Raw genomic sequence first — 26,165 nt, 5'->3', positions numbered from 1 at the left:
GAGCTTAGCTGACCTTGCGCAGCGGCGGCCGCGCCAGCTGCGTGAGCGCCGCGCGCAGGCGCTCCCCGCCGGCCGCGGTATCGGGTGCCGACGAGCCCAGCGCGGCTTCGACGCTGCCGATGTGCGTGAGCATCAGTTCGCGGGCCGACTCCAGCTGGCCTTGCTCGAGCGCGGCCACGATGGCCGCGTGCTCGGCGCAGGACTGGCCCGCGTCATGTTTGGACTGGTAGAGCGACGCGGCCAGCGTGGTGCGCGCGGTCAGGTCGCGCAGCACGTCGCACAGCAGGCGCTGGCCCAGGCATTCGGCCAGGCAGACGTGGAAGTCGGCCAGCAAAAAAGCCCGGGTGGCGGCGTCGGCCTCTTCGATGGCCTGCTCTTCCTGGGCAATGTGATCGCGCAGCCTGTGCAGCACCGACTGCAGCGGCCGCCCGGCCTCGCGAAGAATGCCGCCTTCGATGATGCGCCGGGCCGAGAAGGCGTCGCGCGCTTCCTCGACCGAGGGCTCGACCACATACCAGCCCTTGCGCGTGCGCACTTCCACAAAGCCGCGCGCCTGCAGCTGCATCAGCGCCTCGCGCACCAGGGTGCGGCTGACGCCGAAGAGCTCGGCCAGCTCCTGCTCGCCCAGGCGTTCGCCGGGCGAGAGTTTCTGCGCGAGTATGGACTCGACGACCTGCTGGGCGATCTGGACCTGGCTGCTGCTCATGGTGCTGCGAGTGTAGCGGCTGGGTTTCAGTGGGTGCTGGATTTTCAGGCCTTGGCCGGGACGGCGCCGACGTCAATGTCCATGTCGTCCTCAGCCGGCGGCACATAGCGGCCGTCAAGCACCGCATGGGCCCGTTCGCGGTCTATGTCGCCTTCCCAGGCCGCCACCGCCACGGTGGCCACGCAGTTGCCGATCAGGTTGCCCAGGGCCCGGGCGATGCCCATGAACCAGTCGACTGACAACACCAGCACCAGGCCTATGGCCGGGATCGCGGGAATCGCCTGCAGCGTGGCGGCCAGCACCACGATGGCCGAGCCGGGCACGCCGTGCGCGCCCTTGGAGGTGACCAGCGAGATCGCCAGGATGGTCAGCAGGTCGGCCATGGAGATGGGTGTGTTGGTGGCCTGGGCGATGAAGACGGCCGCCAGCGTGATGTAGATCGAGAAGGCGTCGAGGTTGAAGGAGTAACCCGTGGGAATCACCAGGCCGACGGTGGAGTCGCGTATGCCCATGCGCTTGAGCTTGGCCATGATCTGCGGCAGCACGCTGTCCGACGAAGTGGTGGCGAACACCACCATCAGTTCCTCGCGCAGGTACTTGAGCAGCTTGAGCAGGCTGAAGCCCGAGAGCCGCATGATGGTGCCGAGCACCACGGCCACGAAGATGATCACGGCGGCGTAGAACAGCACCACCAGCATGCCCAGCTGCTTGAGTGAGCCTATGCCGTACTTGCCGACGGTGAAGGCGATGGCGCCCAGCACGCCCAGCGGCGCGAGCTTGATGATGATGCCCATGGTCTTGAACAGCACGTGGGCCAGGTCGTCGACCAGGCCGACCACCTTCTGGCCCCTGTCGCCCAGCATGGCCAGCGCGCAGCCGAACAGCACCGAGAACAACAGCACCTGCAGCACATCGCCGTTGACGAAGGCGCTGACCGCGGTGGTGGGGATCAGCTTCATGAGGAACTCCACCGTGCCGCCGCCGGTGAGCTTGCCGGCATTTTCGACATAAGCGCCCATGGCCTTGGGGTCCAGCAGCTTGGGGTCCACATTCATGCCGGCGCCGGGCTGGAACACAAAGGCCAGCACCAGGCCTATCACCAGGGCGATGGTGGTCACCACCTCGAAGTAGATCAGCGACTTGACGCCGACCCGGCCGACGCGCCGCAGGTCGCCCGCGCCCGCGATGCCGTGCACGACAACGCAGAAGACGATCAGGGGAATCAGCATCTTGATCAGCTTGATAAAGCCGTCGCCCAGCGGTTTGAGCTTGACGGCCGTCTCCGGCCAGATAAAGCCGACGAGCACGCCGACGATGAGGGCCAGGATCACCTGGCCGAACAGTGAGCGGAAAAACTTGGGCATGGCAGTCTCCGGAAGAGTCGTTGTGGGTAGCAAGTTCTTGCGGGCAAGACTTGCATACAAGAAATGTAGACAAGTAGTTTTGGCGCTACCACAGGGTTATCCCGGGCGATTCCAGCTGATTCGGTCAACACTGACGCAACCGTTCGCGCAGGTGCCATAAAGCAAAACACCCGCCGTGGCGGGTGTTTTAAGGGGACGGGGCGGCCTGGCTCAGGCCAGCAGGTCGCGCAAGGTGCGGGCAATCACCTTGGTGGCGCGGCGCAGGTCTTCCAGCTCCAGGCGCTCGTCGGCGCGCTTGGCGTGTGACTCGAGCACGGTGCGCGGGCCGGCGCCGTAGATCACGCCCGGGATGCCGGCTTCGGCATAAAGGCGCACGTCGGTGTACAGCGGCGTGCCCATGGCCGGGATCTTCTGGCCGAACAGCGCCTCGCCGTGCTTCTGGATGGCCTCGACCAGCGGCTTGTTGCCGGGCAGCGGCCGCATGGAGTTGGCCAGCAGCAGGCGCTTGATGTCCACCGTGATGCCCTTGCGGCTGGCCGCCGCGTCGGCGATCACCTGGCGGATGTTGGCTTCGACCTCGGCGGGGTTCTCTTCGGGGATCATGCGGCGGTCCAGCTTGAATATCACCTTGCCGGGCACCACATTGGTATTGGTGCCGCCTTCGATGCGGCCCACGTTGAGGTAGGGGTGCTTGATGCCCTCGACCTTGGACGTCACCTGCTGGTAGAGCGCGTTCTGCGCATAGAGCGCGTTGAGGATGTGCACCGCGCCCTGCAGCGCGTCGACGCCGGTGTCGGGAATCGCGGCATGCGCCATCTTGCCGTGCACCGTGACTTCCATCTGCAGGCAGCCGTTGTGGGCGGTGACGACTTCGTAAGAGAAGCCGGCCGCGATCAGCAGGTCGGGTTTTGTGAGGCCATTTTTGAGCAGCCAGCCCGGGCCCATCTCGCCGCCGAATTCCTCGTCGTAGGTGAAGTGCAGTTCGATAGCGCCCTTGAGCGGCGCGCCCAGCGCTTCAAGCGCGCGCACCGCGAAGGTGAAGCTCGCGAAATCGCATTTGCTGACGGCGGAGGCGCGGCCGTAGATCTTGCCGTCCACGATGTCGCCGCCATAGGGGTCTTTGGTCCAGCCCTCGCCGGGCGGCACCACGTCGCCGTGGGCGTTCAAGGCAATGGTTTTTCCCTCGCCCTTGCCGCCGTACTGGCGCCGCACGATCAGGTTGGTGATGGACTCCATGCCGTAACCGCGCACTTCGGCTTCGGGCACCGGGTGTTTCTCGGCTTCGAAACCGAAGGCCTTGATGAGTTCGGCGGTGCGCTCGGCATGCGGCGCGTTGTTGCCCGGCGGCGTGTCGGTGGGCACGCGTATGAGCTGCTGCAGGAAAGCGGTTTCCTCGTCGAAGTGGGCATCTATCCAGCTGTCGAGCCGGGCGTAATCTGTGGAAAAGGTCATGGTGGTCAGGGGGCGAGATGGGTGAGCAGATGGGTGAAAGCCTGGATCGCAAGCTCGATGTCGTCGCTGGTGCTGCTTTCCAGCGGGTTGTGGCTGATGCCGGAGTTCTGGCCGCGCACAAACAGCATGGCTTGCGGCATCACCTTGTGCAGCTTCATGGCGTCGTGGCCGGCGCCGCTGGGCATGGCATGCAGCGGCACGCCCAGCGAGCCGACGGCGCGCTCCCAGCGCTGCTGCCAGGCCGGCGCGCTGGGCGCGGCGGCGGCGCGTTCGGTCAGCTCGGTCGTGAAATGCACGCCGCGGCGTTCGCAAATCGCCTTGAGTTCGGCCAGCACGTCGGCCACCAGCGCGTCGCGCTGCGCGTCGACGGGCGCGCGCATGTCCAGCGAGAACAGGCAGCGCCCCGGCACCACGTTGATGGAGCCGCTGGGCACCTGCAGCATGCCCACGGTGCCGACGGAGTCGCCGTCCTGCGCCGCGCGGCGCTCCACATACAGCAGCAGTTCGGCAGCGGCAGCGGCCGCGTCGCGGCGGCGGTTCATGGGCGTGGTGCCGGCGTGGCTGGCCATGCCGGTGATCTCGCAGAGGTAGCGCACATTGCCGTTGATGGAGGTGACGATGCCCAGCGGCAAGTCCAGCTCGTTGAGCACCGGGCCTTGTTCAATGTGGACTTCGACAAAGCCGAGGTAGTCCTCGGCCCGGCGTTTGATCTTGATGATGTCTTCCGGCTTCAGGCCGGCGTTCAGCATGGCTTCGCGCATGGTGATGCCGTCGGCGTCCTTCTGCTCCAGCCACTCGGGCTTGAAGTCGCCTATCAGCGCGCCCGAACCGAGGAAGGTCGCCTTGTAGCGCTGGCCTTCCTCTTCGGCAAAACCCACGACCTCGATGTTGAAAGGCAGGCGCTTGCCCTGGCGGTGCAACTCGCGCACACAGGCCATGGGCGCGAAGATGCCGAGCCGGCCGTCGTATTTGCCGCCGTTGCGCACGGTGTCGTAGTGGCTGCCGGTCAGCAGGGTCTTGGCGCCCGGCGCCGAGGCCTTGTAAACGCCCACCACATTGCCCACCGCATCGATGCTCACGTCGTCAAAGCCGCAATCGCGCATGGTGCGGCTGATGTAGGCCGCGCAGGCGCGGTGCGCGTCGGTCAGGTAGGTCACCGTGAGCTGGCCTTTTTCGAGGTAGCCCGGGTCGCTGTACTGCGACAGGGCCTCGTGCCAGTCCCAGACATCGTTGCCCAGCGTGGGTGCGGCGGCGAACTTGTCATTGAGCCTGAGCTCCACCACGCGGTGGATGTTGCGCAGGTTTTCCTGCAGCTCGAAGTCGGGGTGGTTGAGCAGGCGGCGCGCGAAGGTGTCGATGATCTGCTGTCGGCTCAGGCCGGTGCCGCGCGGGCCGCGCACCGCGAGGATGAAAGGAAAACCGAACTTGGTGTTGTAGTCGGCATTGAGCTTTTGCAGCGTGGCGAATTCTTCGGGCGTGCAGTCGGCGAGTCCGGCCTTGCCCTGTTCGTTCGCGGATTCGGCCGTGAGGCTTTTGCTCACCATGGCCTTGCCGGCCAGCTCGGGGTGGGCTTGTATGAGCTTGACCTGTGCGTCCCCGCCGGCTTGGCGCAGCACCTGGGCCATCGCGTGCTTGAGATGCGCCAGCGAGCGGAAGGGGCGGGCATCCAGCGCTTTTTCGGCCACCCAGGGAGAGTGCTCGTAAAGCCCGTCCAGCAGTTGCAGCGCCTGTTCGCGCGGCGCGGTGTTGACCTGTTCAAGGGTGATGGCCATGTTCAGCTTTCCTGCCGGGGCATGTAAGGGTGGTTGGCCTGCCAGTGGCGGGCGATGTCGAGGCGGCGGCAGACCCAGACGCGGTCGTGCTTTTGCACGTGGTCCAGGAAACGCTGCAACGCGACGATGCGGCCGGGCCGGCCCAGCAGGCGGCAATGCATGCCTATGCTGAGCATCTTGGGCGACGTGTCGCCTTCGGCGTACAGCGCGTCAAAGCTGTCGCGTAGGTAGATGAAAAAGTCCTCGGCCTGCGCAAAACCCTGGGGCAGGGCAAAACGCATGTCGTTGGTGTCCAGCGTGTAGGGCACGACCAGGCGGGGCACGACGGCGCCGTCGGTGCGCCTGACCTCGGTCCAGAAGGGCAGGTCGTCGCCGTAGTAGTCGCTGTCGTATTCAAGCCGGCCGTCGTCGGCCACCAGCCGGCGCGTGTTGGGGCTGTCGCGGCCGGTGTACCAGCCCAGCGGACGCGTGCCGGTGAGTTTTTCAATCGCGTCCAGGCCTATGCGCATGTGTTCGCGTTCCGTGGCTTCGTCGATCTGCTGGTAGTTGATCCAGCGCCAGCCGTGGCAGGCGATTTCATGGCCCAGTTCGGTGAAGGCCGCGGCGACCTCGGGGTGGCGCTGCAAGGCCATGCCGACGCCGAAGACGGTCAGCGGCAAGCCGCGCTTTTCAAATTCGCGCAGGATGCGCCACACGCCCACGCGCGATCCGTACTCGTAAATGCCTTCCATGCTCAGGTGGCGGTCGGCGTAGCTGGGCGGGTTGGCCATCTCGGAGAGGAATTGCTCGGAGCCGGCGTCGCCGTGCAGCACCGAGTTCTCGCCGCCTTCTTCGTAATTGAGCACAAACTGCACGGCGATGCGGGCCTGGCCGGGCCACTGCGCGTGCGGCGGGTTGCGGCCGTAGCCAATCAAATCTCTTGGGTAGTTTGTACTCATGACAGCGCCATGGAAATATCGTTGGTCGGCACCTTGCGGTCGAAGGCCAGGTTTTCCTCGACGTGCAGCAGGTGTTCGGTCATCAGGCGCACGGCCAGGGCTTCGTCCCTGGCGGCCAGGGCCTTGACGATTTCGGCGTGTTCGTCGTTGGAGTGCTCGGCGGCGGTGGCCGTCTGGTACATCAGGGTGATCAGCGCGCAGCGCGAGATCAGCTCGCCCAGCATTTGCGCCAGCACCTCGTTGCCCATGAGTTCGGCCATGCGCACATGGAAGTCGCCCAGCAGCTCGGTGCGGCCGGGCACGTCGTCCAGCGCGGATTTCTCGCGCGCCACATGTTCCTTGAGCGCCTTGATCTTGGCGGGCGTGACCTCGCGCACAAAAGCGCGCGTCATTTCGGCTTCCAGCATGCGGCGCACCGCGAACACCTGGCGCGCCTCCATCGCCGAGGGCGCCGCCACAAAGGCGCCGCGCGCCGGCTCCAGGCGTATCAGCCGGTTTTTCGACAACTGGAACAGCGCCTGCCGCACCAGCGTGCGCGAAACGCCGAAATGGTCGGCGAGTTTTTGCTCCGCCAGCTTGGTGCCCGGGTGCAGCCTGTGCTCCACAATGGCCTTGGTCAGCGCCTCGACGATGGCATGGGTGGTGGATGATTCCATCGGGCCATGATAGCCGCATATTCAAAAACTGTATACACTTTTGGTAAACCGAAATCACAAAGGGACTGCCATGGGCTTGAGCACACATGTACTGGACACCATGCACGGCGTGCCCGCGGGCGGCATGAAGGTGTCGCTGTTCACCACGCAGGGCGGGCAGGCCGCGCTGGTAAAAACCTTCACCCTGAACGCCGACGGCCGCAACCCGGACGGGCCGCTTTACGACAACGCCAGCCTGAAAGCGGGCACTTACCGCCTGGTGTTTGAGGTCGCGGCCTATTTCAAGGCGCGCGGCGTGGTGCTGCCCGAGCCGGCCTTCCTGGACCAGGTCAGCCTGGACTTTGGCGTGGCCGATACCGGCAGCCATTACCACGTGCCCCTGCTGGTCAGTCCCTGGAGCTACTCGACTTACCGCGGCAGTTAATAAGGTAAGGGAAAGCACGGAAGGCACGGTCGCCGCCGTGTCATCCCCGCGTCATGCGGCGCGGCGACAATCAATGGTTTTGATCACTTCTTCCCTTTCCCGCATGAATGTCAAGCCAATGGGCGCCCTGAGCCGCCGCCAAGCCCTGCTGCTGTCCGCAGGCACCGCCGCCAGCCTGGCGCTTCCCGCCGCCATGGCGCAAGGCCCTTCCGGCGTTTACCCGGATCGCCCCGTCAAGATCGTCGTGCCCTTCGCGCCCGGCGCCGGCACCGACGCCATGGGGCGGCTGGTCGCGCAAAAACTCGGTGAGGTGCTGAACGCCACCTTTGTGGTCGACAACCGCGCCGGCGCTTCGGGCGCGATAGGCACGCAGTTCGTGGCGCAGTCGCCGGCCGACGGCTACACCCTGCTGCTGGTGGCCTCGCCTTTCACCACGGTGGCGGCCTCGCTGCCCAGCGCCAACTACGACCCGCTGCGCCACTTCACGCCGGTCGGCATGATCGCCAGCGGCCCGCTGGTCTGGGCCGCCAACACCAAGCTGCCGGCCAGCAACATGAAAGAACTGGTGAGCCTGGCCAAACAAAAGCCGGGCGCGCTCAATTACGGCTCGGCCGGCGCGGGCGGCGTCAACCACCTGGTGCTGGAGCTGCTCAAGGCCCGCACCGGCACCTTCATCACCCACATCCCTTATCGCGGCGTGGCGCCCGCCACCATGGACATGATCGGCGGACAGATCCACCTCGTCACCGGCACCATCCCGGCGCTGCTGCCCTTCATCAAGAACGGTAGCGTCAAGCCGCTGGCCGTCACCAGCGCCAAACGCTCCAGCGCCCTGCCCGATGTGCCCAGCATGGCCGAAGCCGGTCTGCCCGGCATCGACGTGGTCAACTACTTTGCGCTCATGGCGCCCACTGGCACCCCGCCGGCCATCGTCAACACCCTCAACGCCGCCATCAACAAGGTGGTGCTCATGCCGGAGGTGGTCGCCCGCTTCAAGGCCGACGCCGTCGAAGCCGCACCAGGCTCCCCCGCGCTGCTGGGCCACTTCATTGAAGCCGACTACCGTGCCTGGCGCAATGTCGTCAAAACCCAGAACCTCCAGATTGAATAAAGGGCCGGTCCCAGATGGGGGACTGCGGCAAAGCGATGCGAAGCGAGCCGTCTAAGGCCAGCATGAGCCGCGGAACCGGCTTCGCCGGGCCGCAGGCGGGCGGCCCCCTCGGGGGGCAGGGAGCTACACGCAGTGAGCGACCGTGGGGGCCCTAATCTTGTCCTTCAGTGAGCGTGTCCAGCTGGAACTTCCCGCTCTTGTGCCACAGCCAGGTGTCGGTATAGACCACCTTGCCCATGCGCGTGGGCGCCGGGAAGGGCGAGGCTTCCTGGATCATCTTGGTGATTTCCGCCATCACTTCGGGGGCGTGGCGCGGGGCGCGCATCCAGTCCAGGCGGGTCACGCGGCCGGCGCGGTCGATTTCCACATTGAGCACGCCCACCGCGTACAGCAGCGGTGGCATGCGGCCTTTGTAGACGCGCTCGTGATTGAGGCCGTAAATATGCGTGGCGCCGTCTTCGCGGTAAGCGCGTGGTGTGGTCGCCCCTGAGCTTCTGGCCGAGCCTTTCGGGCCCGCGACAGGCCCAATGACCGGTGAGTCGGGTGCCGCAGCAGGGGCGGCGGGCGTGGCCTCGGGGGCCGTCTTGCAGGCGCTGACCACGGCGGCCGCAACGCCGGACAGCAGGGCCACCAGCCAGAAGCGGCGCGGGGCGGGGGAGGAAGATGAAGGCATTTCGGGTGTTGTCATGGTTTGCCTTTCGGCGGTTCATGGTGTTTTGCATATACCCGTCATCACGCTTGCGAAGCGCGCGCTGCCCGGGTGGTGCTAAGGTCTAATTTAGCCCACTATTTCATCCGCTTACAGCGCAAACACGTCACCAATGGTTTCCCGCAACACCGATTTGTTACTGGAGTCCCTGCTGGCCCGCCTGGCTTCATCGCCAGCGGTGCTGGTGCAGGTGGCCCAAACCCAGGGCTCGGTCCCGCGCGAGGCGGGCACCTGGATGGCGGTGTTCGCCGACGCCATCGTGGGCACCATAGGCGGCGGCCACCTGGAATACGACGCCATCGCGCGGGCCCGCGCGCTGCTCGGCGGCGATGGCCCGGCCGATGCCGGCGCGCTGCTGCGCGTGGCGCTGGGCCCTTCGCTGGGCCAGTGCTGCGGTGGTGTGGTGCAGCTGCGCTTTGAGCCGGTACAGGCCGGCGATGCGGCGGCGCTGGCGCAGCGGCTGGGTTCGTCGCGGCCCACGCCGGTGGCGCTGTTCGGCGGCGGCCATGTGGGCCATGCACTCGTGCGGGTGCTCGCGCCTTTACCGTTTGAATTGAGCTGGATAGACAGCCGTGATGGCATATTTCCGGACAGCGCGGCGCCGCGCGTGAGCTGCGAACACTCCGATCCGGTGCAGGCCGCCGTGCCCGGCCTGGCGCCGCAGTCGCGTGTGCTGATCATGAGCTTCAGCCACGCCGAAGACCTGGACGTGCTGGCCGCCTGCCTGAAGCGCCAGCGCGAGCAGGGCGACCTGCCTTACATAGGCCTGATAGGCAGCAAGAGCAAGTGGGCGGCCTTTCGCCACCGGCTGGAGGCCAGGGGCTTTACGGCGGCCGAACTCGCGCACGTCACTTGCCCCATAGGCGTGCCAGGTATCACGGGCAAGGAGCCCGAGGTCATCGCAGTGGCCGTGGCCGCCCAGTTGCTTCAAGCCCAAAGCCTTTGAAAACGTGAATTGCGCCGGCCACTTGTTGCTACAAAGAGTACAAAAACTATAAACTCGCCACACCAGGTCGCAGCGGAGCCGGGAATCAGGGCATCAAATACAAAGCCCCGTTTCTCTTGTTCGTGACCCTTTTCTGCTTACAGCGCCCGCAGTGGTGAGCAGGCTGAGCGCGGTGCCGCCTGGGCGCCGCAAGGGTTAAGAGAGATATGGAAAGCTACCTCCTGGACTGGGCCAACCTGCTGCTGCGCTGGGTCCACGTCATCACCGCCATCGCCTGGGTCGGTTCCTCGTTCTACTTCGTCTTCCTCGACAGCAGCCTCACGCCGCCCGTGGATGAGGACTTGAAGAAGCAGGGCGTCAGCGGCGAGCTCTGGGCCGTGCACGGCGGCGGTTTTTACCACCCCGTCAAATTCGCGGTCAAGCCGCCGCAGCTGCCGGCCCACCTGCACTGGTTTTACTGGGAAAGCTACAGCACCTGGCTGTCGGGCTTTGCGCTGTTCACAGTGTCCTACCTCTGGCACGCCGGCACCTACCTGGTCGACAAATCGCTGATGAACTGGTCGCCGGGCGCGGCGGCCGGCGTCGCGCTGTCTTTCTTCGTGGTGTTCTGGATGCTTTACGACGGCATCTGCCAGCTTTTCGGCAAGGGCAAGAATGGAGACACCATCGTCGGCGCGCTGGTCGCGGTGCTGGTCTGCATTGCCTCCTGGCTGGCCTGCCACTGGTTTGCCGGCCGCGCGGCCTTTTTGCTGGTGGGCGCCATGATGGCCACCGCCATGAGCGCCAATGTGTTTTTCTGGATCATCCCCGGCCAGCGCAAGGTGGTGGCCGCGATCAAGGCCGGTGAGCCTGTGGACCCGGTGCACGGCCAGCGCGGCAAGCAGCGCAGCGTGCACAACACCTACTTTACGCTGCCGGTGCTGTTCGCCATGCTGAGCAACCATTACAGCTTCACCTGGAGCCATCCGCAGAACTGGCTGGTGCTGATTTTGATGATGCTGGCCGGCGCGGCGATACGCCAGTTTTTTGTGCTGCGCCACGGCTACAAGCTGGGCCGCAACCGGCACCCGCTGGGTTATGCGCTGGCGGGCGTGGCGGCCATCATCGGCGTGATCGTCTGGATGAAACCGGCGCCCACGGCTGCGGCAGCGCCGGCCGCCATTTCATCCAGCGCCGGCTATGACAAAGTGCAAGCCATACTGGCCTTGCGCTGCTACCAGTGCCATGGCGAGCAGGTGCAGATGAAGAATGTGCGCCTGGATTCACCCGCGGCCCTCAAGCAACATGCGTCGCAGGTCTACCAGCAGGCCGTGGTCACGCGGCTCATGCCCATGAACAACGCGACCGGCATCACCGAGGCGGAGCGGCAGGTGATCAAAAACTGGTTCGACGCGGGCGCGAAGACTGAGTAGCGGCTACCAGTCAATCGCCAGCCCCGCGGCCCGTGTGGACGGCTTCTCAAAATGCCGCGCCAGGAAATCCACAAAAGCCTTGACCCGGGCCGAATGCTGGTGGCGGGCCGGGTAGACCGCATGGATGTCGGCCGCCGGCGTGCGGTAGTTCTCCAGCACCTGCACCAGCCTGCCGCTGCGCAGGTATTTGGCGATGTCCCACTCGGCGCGCATCAGGATGCCGTGGCCGTCCAGCGCCCAGTTCACCGCGATCTCGCCGTCGCTGGTGCTGAGGTTTCCATGCACCTTGACGGCCTGCGTGTGTTTGCCCGACGCCAGACGCCAGATGCCGTAGGCCTCGTCGCCCTGGCGTATGCCTATGCAGTTGTGCCGCGCCAGGTCGTGCGGCACCTTGGGTGTGCCGTGGCGCGCCAGGTAGGCCGGTGAGGCGCAGAGCAGGCGGCGGTTCGGCGCGATCAAACGCGCCACCACACGCGCGTCGGGCGGCTCGCCAAAGCGTATGCAGACGTCAAAGGCGTCCTCGGTCAGCGGCGGCGGGTTGACGGTGAGCTGCAGCTGCACCTCCATCTCGGGGTGGGCTTTGACAAAACGCGAGATCAACGGCGCCACGTGGCTGCGGCCAAAGCCCAGGGTGGCGTTCACGCGCAGCAGGCCCTTGGGCGCCGCCACGGCGCTGGAGACCTGCTGCTCCATGTCGTCGATGTCGGCCAGGATGCGGCGCGCGTGCGTGAGGTAAATCTCGCCTTCCTGCGTGAGGCTGGCGCGCCGCGTCGTGCGGTTGAGCAATTGCACGCCCAGGCGGGCCTCCATCTGCGCCAGCCGCTTGCTGACCGCCGCCGTGCTGACGCCCAGCTCGCGCGCCGTGGCCGACAGGCTGCCGTAGCGCGCCAGCAGGCTGAAAAAAGCCATCTCGGAAGGGGCTGGGTTGGACGGAGTCATTCGTAACCTGAAGTTAATAATGGACTCACTTTACGTGATTTTGTTGTTGCCGCCAATCGCTACATTGGACGCCTCACAACCCGAGGAATTTTCATGAAGACTTACAAGATCGCCTGCATCCCCGGCGACGGTATCGGCAAGGAAGTCGTTCCGGCCGGCCAGCAGGTGCTGCAGGCCCTGGCCGCCACGCAAGCCAATTTTCGCTTTGAGTTCACGTCCTACGGCTGGGGCGGCGACTGGTACCGCGAGCACGGCGTCATGATGCCCGACAAGGGGCTGGACGAGCTGCGCGACAAGGACGCCATCCTGTTCGGCTCGGCCGGCGACCCGCACATTCCCGACCACATCACGCTCTGGGGCCTGCGCCTGAAAATCTGCCAGGGCTTTGACCAGTACGCCAATGTGCGGCCCACACGCATACTGCCGGGCATAGACGCGCCGCTCAAGCGCTGCACGCCCGAGCAGCTCAACTGGGTCATCGTGCGCGAAAACTCCGAGGGCGAGTATGCGGGCGTGGGCGGGCGGGCCCACCAGGGCCACCCGATCGAGGTGGCGACCGATGTCTCGATGATGACGCGCGCCGGCGTCGAGCGCATCATGCGCTACGCCTTCAGGCTGGCGCAGTCGCGCCCGCGCAAGCTGCTCACCGTGGTGACCAAGTCCAACGCGCAGCGCCACGCCATGGTGATGTGGGACGAGATCGCGCTGCAAATCAGCAAGGAGTTCCCCGACGTCAGCTGGGACAAGGAACTGGTCGACGCCTGCACGGCCCGCATGGTGAACCGCCCGGCTTCGCTGGACACCGTGGTCGCCACCAACCTGCACGCCGACATCCTGAGCGACCTGGCCGCCGCGCTGGCCGGCAGCCTGGGCATCGCGCCCACCGGCAACATCGACCCCGAGCGCCGCTACCCCAGCATGTTCGAGCCCATCCACGGTTCGGCCTTCGACATCATGGGCAAGGGCCTGGCCAATCCGGTCGGCACTTTCTGGAGCTGCGTGATGCTGCTCGAGCACCTTGGCGAGCACACCGCCGCCGGCCAGCTGATGCAGGCCATCGAAGCGGTGACGGCCAACGCCTCCCTGCACACGCGCGACCTGGGCGGCCAGGCCACCACGGCGCAGGTCACCAAAGCGGTCTGCAACTGCTTTGCCGACACCGCCAGGCCCGTGGCCGCGGCGGCCTGATTCCAGAAAACCTACAAAAGGAGACAAGACATGCGATCACAAGAACAAGGGCGCGGCGGGTACGCTTTAAGGCTGGTGCACGCACTGGCCCTGGGTGCCGTGGCGGCGACGGGCTTGATGGGCGCCCCGGCTTTTGCGCAGGCCTGGCCCGCGCGGCCCATCAGCCTCATCGTGCCTTTCCCGGCGGGCGGCACGACGGACGTGCTGGCACGCGCCGTGGGGCTGGAGCTGTCGAAAAGCCTGGGCCAGCCCGTGGTGGTGGAAAGCCGTCCCGGCGCCGGCGCGACGCTGGGTGCGGATTTTGTGGCCAAGTCCAAAGCCGACGGCTACACCTTGCTGATGGGCGCGGTACACCACACCATCGCCACCAGCGTCTACAAAAAACTGCCTTACGACTTCCAGAAGGATTTTGCGCCCGTCAGCACCGTGGCGCTGGTGCCCAATGTGCTGGTGGTGAACCCGGCGGTCCCGGCGAAGAACGTGAAGGAACTCCTGGCACTGGCCAAGGCGGAACCCGGCAAGCTGACTTACGGCTCCAACGGCAACGGCACGGGCCAGCACCTCATAGGGGCGCAGTTTGAAAGCATGGGCGGCGTGCAGATGCTGCACGTGCCTTACAAGGGCAGCGGGCCGCTCACCACCGATCTGCTGGGCGGGCAGATCACCATGTCCTTTGACACCATCACGCCGGTGCTGCCGCACATCAAGGCAGGCAAGCTGCGCGCGCTGGCCGTGACGACCAACAAACGGTCTGCGGCCTTGCCCGATGTGCCCACGCTGGACGAAGCCGGCCTCAAGGGTTTTAACCTCGGCACCTGGTTCGGGGTGCTGGCGCCGGCGGCCACCCCCAGGGACATCGTGGCGCGCCTGAGTACCGAGCTGGCCAGGATCGTCAACTCGCCGGAGTTTCGCAAGAAGATGGACGATATAGGCGCCGAGCCCGTGGGCAACACGCCCGAGCAGATGGCGCGGCAGATCGCGGAAGACACGGAGCGTTTCGCCAGGCTGGTGAAAGACGCCAAGGTCGCGATTGAGTAGGGCGCAAGGGCCGGCGTGCCGGCCCCCGTCACGCCGTGGTTGATTTCGAAAACAGGTTGAGCACCACCACCCCCGCGATGATCAGCGCCATGCCGACCATGCCCCAGAGGTCTATCTTCTGGTGGTGGACAAAAAAGCCGGCGATGCTGATCAGCACAATGCCCAGGCCCGACCAGATGGCATAGGTCACCCCGGTGGGGATGGACTTCATGGTGACCGTGAGCAGGTACAGCGCCACGCCGTAGCCCGCGATGCTGATCAGCGATGGCACGAGCCGGGTGAAGCTCTCGCTGGACTTGAGCGCCGTGGTGGCGATGACTTCGGCAACGATGGCAATGCCCAGGGCGAGGTAGGCGTTCATGCGGTGTCTGCTTTCTTCTTCGGTGGGTGAATGGGTGAAGAACCATTCTAGGCAGCGCGTGTTTTGGCCCTATCCCCCAAACCCCGTGGGTTTGCCGGGTTACTGCCCGGTTACCACGGCACAATCGAGGGTGGAGACCTTTCAATGACCGCAGCCAAGACACCCCACACGATTCCCGACGCCGCCCGCCAGCCGCGCGAGTTCCTCGAGCACCTGTACCGCGCCGCCGTCACGCGCGCGCTGCCGCTGGAGAACACCGCGCGCTACCTGCCCCAGCCGCCCACCCAAGCCAGCGGCGGCCGCACCATCGTGATAGGCGCGGGCAAGGCCGGCGGCTCCATGGCGCAGGCGGTCGAGGCCTTGTGGCCGGCCGACGCGCCGCTCGAAGGCCTGGTCGTCACGCGCTACCACCACATCCCGCCGCGGCCCGAGGGCCTGAAGCAGCGCATAGAGATCGTCGAGGCCGCCCACCCGGTGCCTGACGCGGCCGGCCTGGCGGCCGCCCAGCGCATCCTGGCCATGGTGCAGGGCCTGACCGAAAACGACCTGGTGCTGTGCCTGATCTCGGGCGGTGGCTCGGCCTTGCTGACCCTGCCGGCCGAAGGCCTGACGCTGGAAGACAAGCAGCGCATCAACAAGGCGCTGCTCAACAGCGGCGCGAATATTTCCGAGATGAACTGCGTGCGCAAGCACCTCTCGCGCATCAAGGGCGGGCGCCTGGCCGCGGCCTGCGCGCCGGCGCGCGTGGTGACGCTCACCATCAGCGACGTGCCGGGGGACGACCCGTCCATCATCGCCAGCGGCCCCACCGTGCCCGACGCGACCAGCTGCGCCGAGGCGGTGGCGATTTTGCAGCGCTACGGCATCGAAGTGCCCGGCGCCATCATGAGCTTGCTTGAGCAGGGCGCGCTGGAAACCCCCAAGCCCGGCAACGCGGTCTTCAAAGGTCATGAAGTGCACATGATCGCCACGCCCCAGCAGTCGCTGGAAGCCGCCGCCGCCGTGGCGCGCGCAGCCGGCCTGCAGGCCTACATCCTGAGCGACGAGATGGAAGGCGAATCGCGCGAGGTCGGCAAGGTGCATGCGGCCCTGGCGCGCGCCGTGGCGCTCAAGGGCCAGCCTTTCAGCAGGCCCTGCGTGATTTTGAGCGGCGGCGAGACCACGGTCACGGTCAAGAAGCAGGCCGAGGGCACGCCACGCGAACAACGTGGAAGAGGCGGCCGCGCCGGCGAGTTCTGCCTGGGCCTGGCACTCGCCCTGCAAGGGCAGCCCGGTGTGTATGCGCTGGCGGCTGATACCGACGGCATAGACGGCGTGGAAGACAATGCCGGCGCCTTTGTGGCGCCCGACACCTTGCAGCGCGCGCTGGCCAAAGGCATGAAGATAGACCAGTACCTGGACCGCAACGACGCCTATGGCTATTTCGAGCCGCTGGGCGGCCTGGTGATCACCGGACCCACGCACACCAACGTCAACGACTTCAGGGCATTGCTGGTGCTGTAACCAGAGGTATGTTGTCGGGGGCGCTACAGTGTGGGCTGGTTCGCATCAGGAGTCTGCATGTCCAACGGCAAAAATACACCGCCATCCCTTGACGCTCGCGACAAGGCGGCGATCGAGAGCGCCATCGAAAAGGTTAACCGGCAGCTCAAGATACTGAGGGCCTTCAAGGTATCGGTGAAGCAAACGGACTGGGACTCGAGCGTGGAGTCCTTGCAAAAGAAAATCAACACCACCTTGGCCGACAGCTTTGGCGCGGGTACGCCCGAGTACCGGCAGTTCGCCGTTGCGATTCAGGATTTCCTGCTGGATAAAACCTTTGGTGACCGCTTCTCGGACGACGAACGCCAGCAAAAAGTCAAGGAAGGTGTCGACCTGGCCACTGTTCGCGTGACTGCAGCCAAAAAATTGCTGACAGAGCGCCTTGAGGGTTCGGCCAGCGTCACGCCGGAGGCGGCCCCGGTTGGGGAGGCGGAGCCGGTATCGGCACCGCCACCGCCACCGCCACCGCCGCCTGAGCCGGCATCAGCCCCCCCTGAGCCTGAGCGCCCACCCGCACCAGCCCCCGCGCCTTCATCGTCCACTCCAGAGAGGATTCCCATGTCCAAGACCGAATTCCCTTCTCCCTTTTCCGCCACGGCGCCCGGTACCCGTGTGGCCATCCTGGGCCTGGGCGGCGATGCGGTCGGCGATGCATGCGAGTTCGTGGAGCGGCTGGGCCTGGAGGCGGCGGTACTCGACGCTGTTTCCATCGACCAGCTTGAGGGGCTGCGCAATTTGGGGTTTGTGCTGCTCCTGCCGGGCAACAAACCTGATTCGCCCGCGGCCATGCTGGCCATAGGCTTTATGCTGGCCGCGCTAGGCCGCAGCCGTATTGCCTGCCTGCTGTCCGGAGACGACACCCTGCCGGATGTCCTCAAGGGCGCGACCAGCATGACGGTCGACGAGGGAGGCTTGTGGCAGCTGCTGCTGGCGCGCGAGATGAAGCGGGCGGGCCTGGACGTGGACCTGAACCGCGCCGTTTGAGCGGCATCAGACCGCCGTCAGCCCGCCTCCACCCTGGACGCCCACCATTTCGGGCGGATGCGTCACGATGGACTTGAGCTCAGGCCTGGCTGCCTGCAAGGCCTGGAGGTCGGGCACAGGCCGGCGCAGGCTGTCACTGCCCGCAAACACCTGTTCCAGCGCCTGGCTTGCGGCCAGCAGCTGCGCATCGCCATGCAGCCGCCCTATGACCTGCAGGCCGAAGGGCATGCCGTGCTCGTCCTTGCCGCAGGGCAGGGCCAGCGCCGGGTTGGTGGCCAGCGTCACCACATAGGTCAGGCCCAGCCAGTGGTAGTAGTTGCGCATGGCCTGGCCGTCGATATTGCCGGCGAACAGCTCCGTCCAGGGGAAGGGCGTGACCGGCGTGACCGGCGCGAGGATCAGGTCGTACTGCTCGAAGGCTTTGGCGAAGCGGCGCGAGATGCGCGTCTGCTCCAGGTGCGCCCAGGCGCGGTCGGCCAGCGTGATGGCCGCGGCGATCTCCATGTTGTCGCGCACATTCGGGCCCAGGGTTTCCGGGGCCTTGCGGTAGGTGTCGGCAAAGGCCGCGACAAAACTCTCGGCGCGCAGCGTGTCGAAGGCGCGGTCGGCGTCGTCCAGCTGCAGGTCCACCGGTTCGCAGCTGGCCACCAGCGGGCGTATGGCCTCCACACGCTGGCGAAACACGCGGCGTATCTCGGGATCCACGATGCACATGCCGAAATCTTCCGTCGTACCCACGCGCAGCGTGGACAGGTCCACTGATTTGAGCGGCCAGAAGGCGGAGGCGTCCACCGGGTAGGACAACGGGTCGCGCGCATCGGCCCCCACGCTGGCGGACATCAGCAGCGCCGTGTCGGCCACGTTGCGGCCCATGGGCCCCAGCACCGAAATGACCGACCAGCCCAGCGGCCGCGCGTCATTGGCGACCAGCCCGGGCGAGGGCCGCAGGCCGACCACACCGCACAGCGAGGCCGGTATGCGCAGCGAGCCGCCGGTGTCCGAGCCGGTGCAGATGGGCAGCATGCCGGCCGCCAGCGCCGCGGCCGAGCCGCCCGAGGAGCCGCCCGCATTGAGCGCGGGGTTAAAGGGGTTGCCGGTCGCGCCCCAGACCGGGTTGCGGGTGTTGGCGCCCGCGCCCATGTCGGGCACATTGGTTTTGGCCGTGACGATGGCGCCCGCCGCGCGCAGCTTGGCCACGAGGGCGTTGTCCTTGGCCGGCACATTGCCGCGCAGCCCCACATTGCCGTAAGTGGTCAGCAGGCCCGCGGTGTCCTGCAGGTCCTTCACGCCCAGCGGCAGCCCATGCAACGGCCCCAGCGGGCCGCCGCGCATCACCTGCGCCTCGGCCGCGCGCGCGGCTTCTCTCGCCCGCGTGAAGTCGGTCGCGCAGATTGCGTTGATGGCCGGGTTGAGGTTTTCGATGCGGCTGATACAGGCGTCCATCAACTCTACCGGCGACACCTGTCGGCTGGCGATCAGGCGGCGGAGTTCTACGGCGGAGATGTCGGGCAGCGTGGAGGGCATGGTGTGTTTGTTCAGTCGGTTTTGATTTGCGAGCGTTCGGCCAGCGTCTTCATGCGCGCGATCTCGGCCGTGACCATGCCCGGCCAATCGGCAATCGCGGCATAGCCGGGCTCAAAACCTGCACCCTTGAGCTTGTCGATGATCTCAGGGTTGGCCATCACCGTGGCCAGCGCTTTCTCGAGCCGCGCCTTGACGGGCGCCGGCACGCCCTTGGGCGCCACCACGGCCAGCCAGGCGTTCATGTCGACAGTGGGATAGCCGGCTTCGGCCATGGTCGGCACATTCGGCAGCAGGGCCGAGCGCTTGTTCATGGCCACGGCCAGCACGCGAATCTTGCCCGACTTGAGCTGCTGCGAGGCGGCGACCACGGTGTCGAAAGACACCGGGATCTGCCCGCCCATCAGGTCGGTCATCAGCGGGCCGGAGCCCTTGTAGGGCACATGCGTCATCTTCAGGCCGGTGGCTGTGTTGAACATCGCGCCGGCGAAATTGGAACTGGTGCCGTTGCCGAAGCTGCCGTAGACGTATTTGTCCGGGTTGGCCTTGGCGGCGGCCACAAACTGGTGCACGTCGGTGGCGGTGACCGAGGGGTTCACCAGCATCGCCAGCGCCACCGAGCCCACCAAGCCGATGGCGTCAAAACCCTTGGCCGGGTCGTAGGACAGCTTGGGCTGCAGGGCAGGGTTCAGCGTAAAGGTGGAGTTGGAACTCACCAGCAGCGTGTAGCCGTCGGGCTTGGCGCTTGCCACCGCGGCCGCCCCTATGGCGGTGCCGGCGCCCGGCTTGTTCTCGACCACCACGGGCTGGCCCAGCTGGTCGCCCAGGGCCTTGCCCAGGATGCGCGCCAGCACGTCGGCCGCGCCGCCGGCCGGGAAGGGCGCGACCAGTGTCACAGGCCGTTCCGGAAAGTCGGCGGCGTGGGCGGGCCCGCCCACGGCTGCCAGCCCGCAGAAAAGGACGCCGCCGGCAATCAGCGTGCGGCGCAGTGCATTGAATGACATGTGTTCCATGGTAGGCCTCTTTTGAAGTTTCGGTCGAGAGTGGGACGGGGGCGGTGTCAAGGTCATCGCAGGCGGGCGGGCGACAGTGCGCGGGCATCCAGGCCCTGCTGCAAAAGTTCTTCGGGCAGCGCGGCCTCGCGCAGCAGCGCATCGGCCAGCGCGCTCGCGCCCGCCGCGCTCTGGATGCCGTAGCCGCCTTGCGCCGCGAGCCAGAAAAAGCCGGGGCTGGTGTCGTCATGGCCTATCACCATTTCGCCGTCGGGCACAAAGGAGCGCAGGCCGGCCCAGGTGCTGGCGGGCCGGCGTATGGTCAGGGTGGTGACGCTTTCAATCTGGTGTATGCCCATGGCGATATCGAGTTCCTCGGGCACCACGTCGTGCGGCACCGTCGGGTCCGCATTGGCGGGCGAACCCAGCAACTGGCCCGCGTCGGGCTTGAAGTAATAACTTTCATCGACGTCGACCACGGCCGGCCAGTGCGAAGCGTCCACACCCTCGGGGCCCTTGAAGGTGAAGGCGCTGCGGCGATGCGGCACCAGGCCCACGGGCCGCACGCCGAACACGGCGGCCAGCTCGTCGGCCCAGGCCCCCGCGGCATTCACCACGGTGCGGGCGCGCAGGGCCTGGCCGTCACTGAGCTCCACGGTCCAGCAGCGGCCGTCATGCGCGGCCCGCGTCACGCCGGCACTATTGCGCAGCTCGCCGTCCGCTCCGGCCTTCTGGCGAAAGCCGCGCAGAAAACCCTGGTGCAGGGCGTGCACATCCATGTCCTGCGCGCCGGCGTCGTAGAGCGCGCCGTGCACCAGATCGGGCCGCAGGCAGGGCACATGGGCCAGCGTGGTGCGGGCGTCCAGCGTCTGCAGGCCGGGGCAGTTCGCCAGCAATTCCTTGCGGGTGTTCGCCAGTTCCTGTTCCTGGCCGTGCGTGGCCAGGTACAGCACGCCGCGCGGCTGCATCAGGTCCGGGGCAAAGCCCTCGGGCGGCAGCTCGTAGAAGGCGCGGCTGGCGCGCGTGAGCGCCCGCACCATGGGCGGCCCATAGGTTTCCATGAACATGGCGGCCGAGCGGCCCGTGGAGTGGTAGCCCGGCTGGGACTCGCGCTCCAGCAGCGCGACGCTGCGCTGGCCGGCCAGGCGCCAGGCCAGGGAAGCGCCCGCAATGCCGGCGCCGACGATCAGGATGTCAAATTCTCGCATTTGAGAATTCTCACATGCGAGAATCGTGCCTGTCCAGCCGATTTACCCGATTTAGCCCAAACAAAGGGAAAACACCATGCCTGCACGCCCCGCCCGCGCTCCCGCCGCCGCCCCCGAGGCCGACCGCGTGCAACTTGGTTTGAGCCTGCGCGGCCATCGCAAGGCGCGGCGGCTGACGCTCAAGGACTTGTCCGGCCATTCCGGCGTGGCGCTGTCCACCTTGTCCAAGATGGAGCTGGGGCAGATCTCGGTCAGCTATGAAAAGCTGGCCGCCGTGGCCCGGGCGCTGTCGCTCGATGTGGGGCAGCTGATAGACGCGCGTGGCGCGGCGCCGGCGGGGGCTGCGGCACCCGTCGTGGTGTGGTCTGAAGCAGGCGGGGAGGCGACCTACAGCTCGGGCCACTACGACTACCGCGCGCTGGCCAACGGGTTTCCGGGAAAACGCATGACGCCCGTGCTGGGCCGCGTCATGGCGCGGCAGCGGGAACAGTTCCCCGACTTCATTCGCCACCCCGGGCAGGAGTTTGTCACGGTGCTTTCAGGCCGGGTGCGCATCGAGTTTGAAACCGGTGAAATCGTCGAAGTCGGGCGCCATGAGTCGGCCTATTTCAACAGCGGCATCGGTCACATCTATACCTCGCTGGGCCGTGCCGACGCGCGGATACTGGTGGTCATGAGCGAGTAGCTGCTCTTGCGAAAGACTCAGTGCGCTGTGGGTTCGGTCGCTGCGGCGGCATCGCCGGACAAGGCCGCGGCATCTCTTTGCATCAAGGCGCGCACCAGCCAGGCAAACCATGCAGCGGCAATTGCCGCCGAAATCCACACCAGCATCTGCCCCAGCCGCGCCTGGTCGTCCAGCAGGTAGGCGTTGCAGACGCGCAGCGGCGATGTCTCATACAGGTTGCCGACGACCGCCATCATGGGCAGCGCATTGCCCAGAAAGAAACCCTGCACCAGCAGGCCCGCCGGCCGCCATGACAGGCCGATCGCGGCGCCGCAAGCCAGCAGGGCCAGGTATTTGAGGGTTTCGATGCGGCCGTCCACCAAGGCCAGGTCCAGCACGCGGGGAACCATCAAGATCGCCAGCATCAGCGCGGCGGCGAACAGGCCGCTGATGCCGTGGGCATTCCAGCGGTGCAGGCGCACCGTCCAGCGCTGCGGCAACGCGGCGGCGAGCAGGTAGCCGGCCAGTGCCAGCAAGGGGTATTGCACCAGCATGTGGCGCGTCATGCTGGCCTCCAGGCCGTGCCGCACACCGGGCCAGGCCAGCAGGCACAGCAGGGCCGCGGCCATGAGGGCCATTGCGCCGCGCGAGGGAGTGGGCCGCTTCATGGCGACGGCGCGGCTGCGCCCGCGAGGTGCCGCGCATAGTCGAGCGCGAGCTGCTGCTCCGCATAGTCAAAGATGCGAACCAGCCGGCCTTTCTGGTCGACGAGCAGCAGCGCCGCGTTGTGTTCAAAATCGCCGCGCCCGTCGGGCACCACCACGACCTGGAAATCCGCCAGCAGGTGCTGGGTGGCTTGCGGGTCCGGCATGCGCGCAAAACGCCATAGCGCGGGGTCGGCGCTCAAGCGCGCCGCATAGGCTTGCAGCACGACGGGTGTGTCGTGGCTGCCGTCGAAGCTGATGGACAGCAGCCTCACCTGGCCGCCCTGGCCGCCGCGCTCCCGCAGCGCGCGCTGCATCTGCTGGAAACTGCTGCCCATCGCGAGGCAGACGGTCTGGCATCGTGTGTAGACAAAGTCCACCAGGGTGACCGACTGTCCGTCCGCCAGATATTGCGACAGCGCCTGCGGGCCTATGCCGGGCCCGTCGACTTCGACCGCCGGGCTTGGCACCGGTTGCAAGGCGACTTCAAGCCGGCGCGCGCCCTCGGCGGTCCAGACCTGGAAATCGTGCGTCAGCCACGCGGCGGCGGCGTAAGCCGCCAGGGCCAGCATGGCGCTCAGCAAGGCGGTGCGCAACATCGGCAGGCTTAGGAGGCTTTGCCGGTGAGCGTCTTGAGCTCGGCGCCGCCGTTAAAGGGGGTGGTGCGCGTGCCGGCCTTGCGTTCGGCCTCGAACAATTCAGGCTTGATGGCGCCCGCCTTGTTGGACCATTCGGAGCGGATGTAGCTGGCCACCGCGGCCAGTTCGGCGTCGCTGAGTTGCGGGAAGGCCGGCATGGCGCCCTTGAAGCTGTTGCCCATGACGCTGATCTCGCCGGTGACGCCATGCAGCAGGATGTTGGCCACGGTGCGCTCGTCGCCGGTCACCCATTCGGAGCCGTCCAGCGGCGGGAACACCCCCGGCAGCCCTTTGCCGCTGGCCTGGTGGCAGGCCGCGCAGTTGGCGGTGAACAGCTGTTTGCCGTTGGCGGATGCGCCCGCGGCGGGGGCGGCCGGGCCGGACAGGTCGGCCAGGGTGCGTTTGTCGCCGAGGTCGGCGCGGCCGAAAGAGCCGGACAGCGCGATGTAGCCCGCGCCCCACAGCACCAATGCCGCCGCCCCGACCAGGAAGAGCAGTGGAATGGGCTGGCCTTTTTCGGAGGGTTCGGCCTGTTCGCGCTCCTGTGCCCGGCTCTCGGATGTCTTGTCGTTCAGCATGGCGTCACCTTGTGGGGCTCAGGGCTTGGGGGCGGGCGGCAGCACCGGGTAGGTGTGGTTCAGGCCCTGCAGGTACTTGACCAGGTCCAGCGCCTGGGGCGTGGGCACCACCACCTGGCCCACGTTGGGGCCGTAGGCGGGCGGCAGGGCCAGCGGCGTCTCGCCTTCGCTTTCCGCGTCTTTGGCGTCCTTGACGACGAAGAGGTAGGGGTAGGACGGCATGATGGAGCCGGGCACGTAAGCGCGCGGCTGGTACAGGTGGCCCAGGTGCCAGTCCTTGCTGGGCTGGCGCGCCCCGATGTTGAACAGGTCGGGACCGGTGCGCATGCTGCCCAGCAGGTGGGGCTTGTCGTAGAAATAATCGCCGGGCACCGAGGCCCGGCCCCAGCCGCGCTCCGCATCGGGGCCGAAGTTGCGGTCGCGCGGCTGCTGGCTGTGGCAGTAGACGCAGCCGTTGGCGATGTAGACCTCGCGCCCGCGCAGCTGCGCGCTGGTGTAGCCCTTGAGCTGTGGCGGCGGCTTGATGTCGCGCACCTGCATATAGGGCATGACCACCAGGGCCGCCGTGGCAATGCCCAGCGCCACCATGGCGCCGGATGCCAGCTTGACTTCATTTTCCATGGGGGGCTCCCAGTTCCGCGCTACGCAGGTCGTTGGGCCAGAACAGGGCGGCGCCCGCGCGGCCCGGCCCGAAGCGCAGCGCCATGGCCAGGAAATGGCCGACGAACACCAGGTGGCTGAGCACCATCAGGCTGCCGCCTATGGACCGCCATTGGAGGTAGGGCAGCGTCACTTCCACCGAGGCCATGAAGGGTTGCGCGGCGTCCAGCATGGCCACACCCTGGAGCCAGCCGCCGATGGTGAGTCCGACGAAATAAATCATCGCCCCGACGGCCGCCAGCCAGAAGTGCAGGGTGATCAGTTTCGGGTAGGGCCACTCCCAGTTCAGCACCCGGGGCATCATGAAATAGATGGCGCCGAACAGTACCATGGTGACGAAGGCATAGGCGCCCAGGTGCGCGTGGGCTACCGTGAAATGGGTGAAGTGGGTGATCTGGTTGACGCTGCGCAGCGCCTCCAGCGAGCCCTGCAATGAAGAGGCCAGGTACATCAGCCCGCCGAACATCATGAAACGCAGCGTGGGTGAATAGCGCGCCAGGTGCATGCGCCCCCGCAGGGTGGCGCCCATGTTGATGCTGAAGGCGATCACCGGAATCACCATCATCACGCTTTGCACGATGGACAGCGTGATCAGCCAGCCCGGCACCGGCCCGCCTATGAGGTGGTGGCCGCCCACCTGCCCGTAGAAAAACGCCAGCGTCCAGAAGCCGAGCAGCGAGAGGTTGTAGGAGCGTATCGGCCGGCCTATGACCTTGGGCAGGAAGTAATAGATGGCGCCCACGCTGACCGGCGTGAACCACAGGCCCAGCACGTTGTGGCCGTACCACCAGTTGGTGGTGGCCTGCTGCACGCCGGTGTGCACGCCCGGCATCTTGCCGACCAGGAAGAGCAGGGCGATCCACAGCAGCGCGGCCGTCATGTACCAGACGCTGACGTAGAGGTGCGAAACCTTGCGGTTGACCAGCGTGTACAGCACCGGCAGTATCACCAGGGCAAAGCCGGCGAACATGAAGATCGCGATCTGCCACGGGATCTCCAGGTACTCCATGCCGTCGTTCCAGCCGGTGGCGATGGCGCCTATGCCGCCGGCGATGCCCATGTTGATGAGCGCGCCGCCCAGCATGACCCAGATCGCGCCGTACAGCCGCGTGCGCAGCAGGCGCGGCAGCAGCCACACCACCATGCCCAGCGCGGCATTGGTGATCCAGCCGTAGAGCACGCCGGTCAGGTGCACCGTGCGTATGCGGCCGAAGGTCAGCCAGGCATAGTCGGTGAGCCAGTCGGGCTCATGCAGCTTGATGGACGAGATCAAACCCGCCGCCGAGCCCACCACCAGCCACATGCAGGCAAAGGTGATGAACATGAACACCGGGAAGGCGGTGGAGCGGTCGGAGCTGATGCGGTCCAGCAGCTCGGCGGCGTCTGCGGCGTGCGCCTGGAGGCCGCCTTCCTTCGCCGCCTTCTGCATGGACGCCTGGGCGGCGCCCTGCAGGGCCGGGTCGTCCACCTGGCCGACTTCGCCGTGCGCGAAGATCACCGAGGCGGCGGTCGGGTTCTCCACCAGCAGCCCTTTGCGCAGCGACCAGATAAACACAAACAGGCCGATGATGGACAGCAGGAAGGCGCCCAGCAGGCTGAAGACGGCGCTGTCCATCATGCGGCCTCTTCAGCCTGCGCGGCCTGCTCGCTGTTCCGGG

Annotated in this window: 26 protein-coding genes; 9 read left to right on the top strand and 17 right to left on the bottom strand. The window is 66.6% G+C overall.

What is annotated here, in order from left to right; all coding sequences use genetic code 11:
* Window positions 1–4: 4 nt before the first annotated feature.
* The 6 genes from BLQ85_RS08145 to BLQ85_RS08120 all read right to left on the bottom strand — a co-directional run bounded on the left by BLQ85_RS08145 (window position 5) and on the right by BLQ85_RS08120 (window position 6,888).
* Window positions 5–706, bottom strand: coding sequence for a GntR family transcriptional regulator (locus BLQ85_RS08145; protein ID WP_007870833.1), 702 nt, complete (start codon window positions 704–706; stop codon window positions 5–7).
* A gap of 44 nt (window positions 707–750) precedes the next feature.
* A complete protein-coding gene (locus tag BLQ85_RS08140; protein ID WP_074575790.1) occupies window positions 751–2,070 on the bottom strand; it encodes a C4-dicarboxylate transporter DctA in 1,320 nt (439 codons plus the stop codon).
* 210 nt (window positions 2,071–2,280) lie between these two features.
* The gene (locus BLQ85_RS08135; protein WP_074575789.1) at window positions 2,281–3,522 is read right to left on the bottom strand and encodes a M20 family metallopeptidase; all 1,242 of its coding nucleotides are present in this window, start codon (window positions 3,520–3,522) and stop codon (window positions 2,281–2,283) included.
* A 5-nt stretch (window positions 3,523–3,527) separates the two neighbouring features.
* Window positions 3,528–5,294 carry a 2-oxo-4-hydroxy-4-carboxy-5-ureidoimidazoline decarboxylase gene (gene uraD, locus BLQ85_RS08130; RefSeq protein ID WP_074575788.1) on the bottom strand — a complete coding sequence of 589 codons (1,767 nt, stop codon included), beginning with the start codon at window positions 5,292–5,294 and terminating at the stop codon, window positions 3,528–3,530.
* Window positions 5,295–5,296: 2 nt separating this feature from the next.
* Window positions 5,297–6,232 carry an allantoinase PuuE gene (gene puuE / locus BLQ85_RS08125; protein WP_074575787.1) on the bottom strand — a complete coding sequence of 312 codons (936 nt, stop codon included), beginning with the start codon at window positions 6,230–6,232 and terminating at the stop codon, window positions 5,297–5,299.
* Window positions 6,229–6,888 carry a GntR family transcriptional regulator gene (locus BLQ85_RS08120; protein WP_074575786.1) on the bottom strand — a complete coding sequence of 220 codons (660 nt, stop codon included), beginning with the start codon at window positions 6,886–6,888 and terminating at the stop codon, window positions 6,229–6,231. Before BLQ85_RS08120 ends, puuE begins: the two co-directional genes overlap by 4 nt.
* Before the next feature lie 70 nt (window positions 6,889–6,958).
* On the opposite strand from BLQ85_RS08120, the gene uraH reads away from it, so the two are divergent.
* The gene (gene uraH, locus BLQ85_RS08115; protein WP_074575785.1) at window positions 6,959–7,312 is read left to right on the top strand and encodes a hydroxyisourate hydrolase; all 354 of its coding nucleotides are present in this window, start codon (window positions 6,959–6,961) and stop codon (window positions 7,310–7,312) included.
* A 103-nt stretch (window positions 7,313–7,415) separates the two neighbouring features.
* Window positions 7,416–8,423, top strand: coding sequence for a tripartite tricarboxylate transporter substrate binding protein (locus BLQ85_RS08110; protein ID WP_074575784.1), 1,008 nt, complete (start codon window positions 7,416–7,418; stop codon window positions 8,421–8,423).
* Between the two features lie 151 nt (window positions 8,424–8,574).
* On the opposite strand, the gene BLQ85_RS08105 is transcribed toward BLQ85_RS08110, so the two are convergent.
* Entirely contained in the window at window positions 8,575–9,111 is a 537-nt protein-coding gene (locus BLQ85_RS08105) for a hypothetical protein (protein ID WP_254779743.1), read from the bottom strand.
* Window positions 9,112–9,244: 133 nt separating this feature from the next.
* Between BLQ85_RS08105 and xdhC the strand changes: the two genes are divergently transcribed.
* Together xdhC and BLQ85_RS08095 are read left to right on the top strand one after the other, a co-directional pair.
* The gene (gene xdhC / locus BLQ85_RS08100) at window positions 9,245–10,078 is read left to right on the top strand and encodes a xanthine dehydrogenase accessory protein XdhC (protein WP_074575782.1); all 834 of its coding nucleotides are present in this window, start codon (window positions 9,245–9,247) and stop codon (window positions 10,076–10,078) included.
* Window positions 10,079–10,284: 206 nt separating this feature from the next.
* Window positions 10,285–11,490: a urate hydroxylase PuuD gene (locus BLQ85_RS08095; RefSeq protein WP_074575781.1), complete on the top strand. Its 1,206-nt coding sequence runs from the start codon at window positions 10,285–10,287 to the stop codon at window positions 11,488–11,490.
* Between the two features lie 3 nt (window positions 11,491–11,493).
* Here BLQ85_RS08095 and BLQ85_RS08090 read toward each other — a convergent pair whose 3' ends face one another.
* The gene (locus tag BLQ85_RS08090) at window positions 11,494–12,429 is read right to left on the bottom strand and encodes a LysR family transcriptional regulator (RefSeq protein ID WP_074575780.1); all 936 of its coding nucleotides are present in this window, start codon (window positions 12,427–12,429) and stop codon (window positions 11,494–11,496) included.
* A gap of 93 nt (window positions 12,430–12,522) precedes the next feature.
* On the opposite strand from BLQ85_RS08090, the gene BLQ85_RS08085 reads away from it, so the two are divergent.
* Entirely contained in the window at window positions 12,523–13,617 is a 1,095-nt protein-coding gene (locus tag BLQ85_RS08085) for a tartrate dehydrogenase (RefSeq protein ID WP_074575779.1), read from the top strand.
* A 117-nt stretch (window positions 13,618–13,734) separates the two neighbouring features.
* Window positions 13,735–14,655 carry a Bug family tripartite tricarboxylate transporter substrate binding protein gene (locus BLQ85_RS08080; protein WP_074575877.1) on the top strand — a complete coding sequence of 307 codons (921 nt, stop codon included), beginning with the start codon at window positions 13,735–13,737 and terminating at the stop codon, window positions 14,653–14,655.
* 28 nt (window positions 14,656–14,683) lie between these two features.
* On the opposite strand, the gene BLQ85_RS08075 is transcribed toward BLQ85_RS08080, so the two are convergent.
* Window positions 14,684–15,016, bottom strand: coding sequence for a DMT family transporter (locus tag BLQ85_RS08075; RefSeq protein WP_074575778.1), 333 nt, complete (start codon window positions 15,014–15,016; stop codon window positions 14,684–14,686).
* 144 nt (window positions 15,017–15,160) lie between these two features.
* On the opposite strand from BLQ85_RS08075, the gene BLQ85_RS08070 reads away from it, so the two are divergent.
* Both BLQ85_RS08070 and BLQ85_RS08065 read left to right on the top strand, forming a co-directional pair.
* Complete coding sequence (locus BLQ85_RS08070) at window positions 15,161–16,519, top strand: glycerate kinase type-2 family protein (RefSeq protein ID WP_074575777.1); 1,359 nt, start codon at window positions 15,161–15,163, stop codon at window positions 16,517–16,519.
* A 57-nt stretch (window positions 16,520–16,576) separates the two neighbouring features.
* Window positions 16,577–17,542, top strand: a complete 966-nt coding sequence (locus tag BLQ85_RS08065; RefSeq protein WP_074575776.1) for a hypothetical protein — start codon at window positions 16,577–16,579, stop codon at window positions 17,540–17,542.
* Window positions 17,543–17,548: 6 nt separating this feature from the next.
* Here the strand turns inward: BLQ85_RS08065 and BLQ85_RS08060 are convergent, their stop codons facing one another.
* Genes BLQ85_RS08060 through BLQ85_RS08050 form a run of 3 tightly spaced genes read right to left on the bottom strand, consistent with a single transcriptional unit; the run spans window position 17,549 to window position 21,263 of the window.
* On the bottom strand, window positions 17,549–19,066 hold the full coding sequence (locus BLQ85_RS08060; RefSeq protein WP_074575775.1) for an amidase: 1,518 nt from the start codon (window positions 19,064–19,066) through the stop codon (window positions 17,549–17,551).
* Between the two features lie 11 nt (window positions 19,067–19,077).
* The gene (locus tag BLQ85_RS08055) at window positions 19,078–20,076 is read right to left on the bottom strand and encodes a Bug family tripartite tricarboxylate transporter substrate binding protein (protein ID WP_074575774.1); all 999 of its coding nucleotides are present in this window, start codon (window positions 20,074–20,076) and stop codon (window positions 19,078–19,080) included.
* A gap of 53 nt (window positions 20,077–20,129) precedes the next feature.
* Window positions 20,130–21,263 carry an NAD(P)/FAD-dependent oxidoreductase gene (locus BLQ85_RS08050; RefSeq protein ID WP_074575773.1) on the bottom strand — a complete coding sequence of 378 codons (1,134 nt, stop codon included), beginning with the start codon at window positions 21,261–21,263 and terminating at the stop codon, window positions 20,130–20,132.
* 76 nt (window positions 21,264–21,339) lie between these two features.
* On the opposite strand from BLQ85_RS08050, the gene BLQ85_RS08045 reads away from it, so the two are divergent.
* Complete coding sequence (locus BLQ85_RS08045; RefSeq protein ID WP_074575772.1) at window positions 21,340–21,948, top strand: helix-turn-helix domain-containing protein; 609 nt, start codon at window positions 21,340–21,342, stop codon at window positions 21,946–21,948.
* A 17-nt stretch (window positions 21,949–21,965) separates the two neighbouring features.
* On the opposite strand, the gene BLQ85_RS08040 is transcribed toward BLQ85_RS08045, so the two are convergent.
* Genes BLQ85_RS08040 through BLQ85_RS08020 form a run of 5 tightly spaced genes read right to left on the bottom strand, consistent with a single transcriptional unit; the run spans window position 21,966 to window position 26,122 of the window.
* Window positions 21,966–22,595 (bottom strand): hypothetical protein, encoded by a 630-nt coding sequence (locus tag BLQ85_RS08040; protein ID WP_074575771.1) that lies wholly within the window; start codon window positions 22,593–22,595, stop codon window positions 21,966–21,968.
* Window positions 22,592–23,230, bottom strand: a complete 639-nt coding sequence (locus BLQ85_RS08035; protein ID WP_074575770.1) for an SCO family protein — start codon at window positions 23,228–23,230, stop codon at window positions 22,592–22,594. Before BLQ85_RS08035 ends, BLQ85_RS08040 begins: the two co-directional genes overlap by 4 nt.
* 8 nt (window positions 23,231–23,238) lie before the next feature.
* Window positions 23,239–23,847, bottom strand: a complete 609-nt coding sequence (locus BLQ85_RS08030; RefSeq protein ID WP_074575769.1) for a c-type cytochrome — start codon at window positions 23,845–23,847, stop codon at window positions 23,239–23,241.
* A gap of 18 nt (window positions 23,848–23,865) precedes the next feature.
* Entirely contained in the window at window positions 23,866–24,468 is a 603-nt protein-coding gene (locus BLQ85_RS08025) for a cbb3-type cytochrome c oxidase subunit II (RefSeq protein ID WP_007871606.1), read from the bottom strand.
* The gene (locus BLQ85_RS08020) at window positions 24,458–26,122 is read right to left on the bottom strand and encodes a cbb3-type cytochrome c oxidase subunit I (RefSeq protein ID WP_074575768.1); all 1,665 of its coding nucleotides are present in this window, start codon (window positions 26,120–26,122) and stop codon (window positions 24,458–24,460) included. Before BLQ85_RS08020 ends, BLQ85_RS08025 begins: the two co-directional genes overlap by 11 nt.
* Between the last annotated feature and the right edge of the window lie 43 nt (window positions 26,123–26,165).

The sequence above is a fragment of the Polaromonas sp. JS666 genome (assembly GCF_900103405.1).
GTDB lineage: Bacteria > Pseudomonadota > Gammaproteobacteria > Burkholderiales > Burkholderiaceae_C > Polaromonas.
Note: the sequence above shows the minus strand (reverse complement) of the source record. Positions and strands in the feature narration are given on the sequence as shown.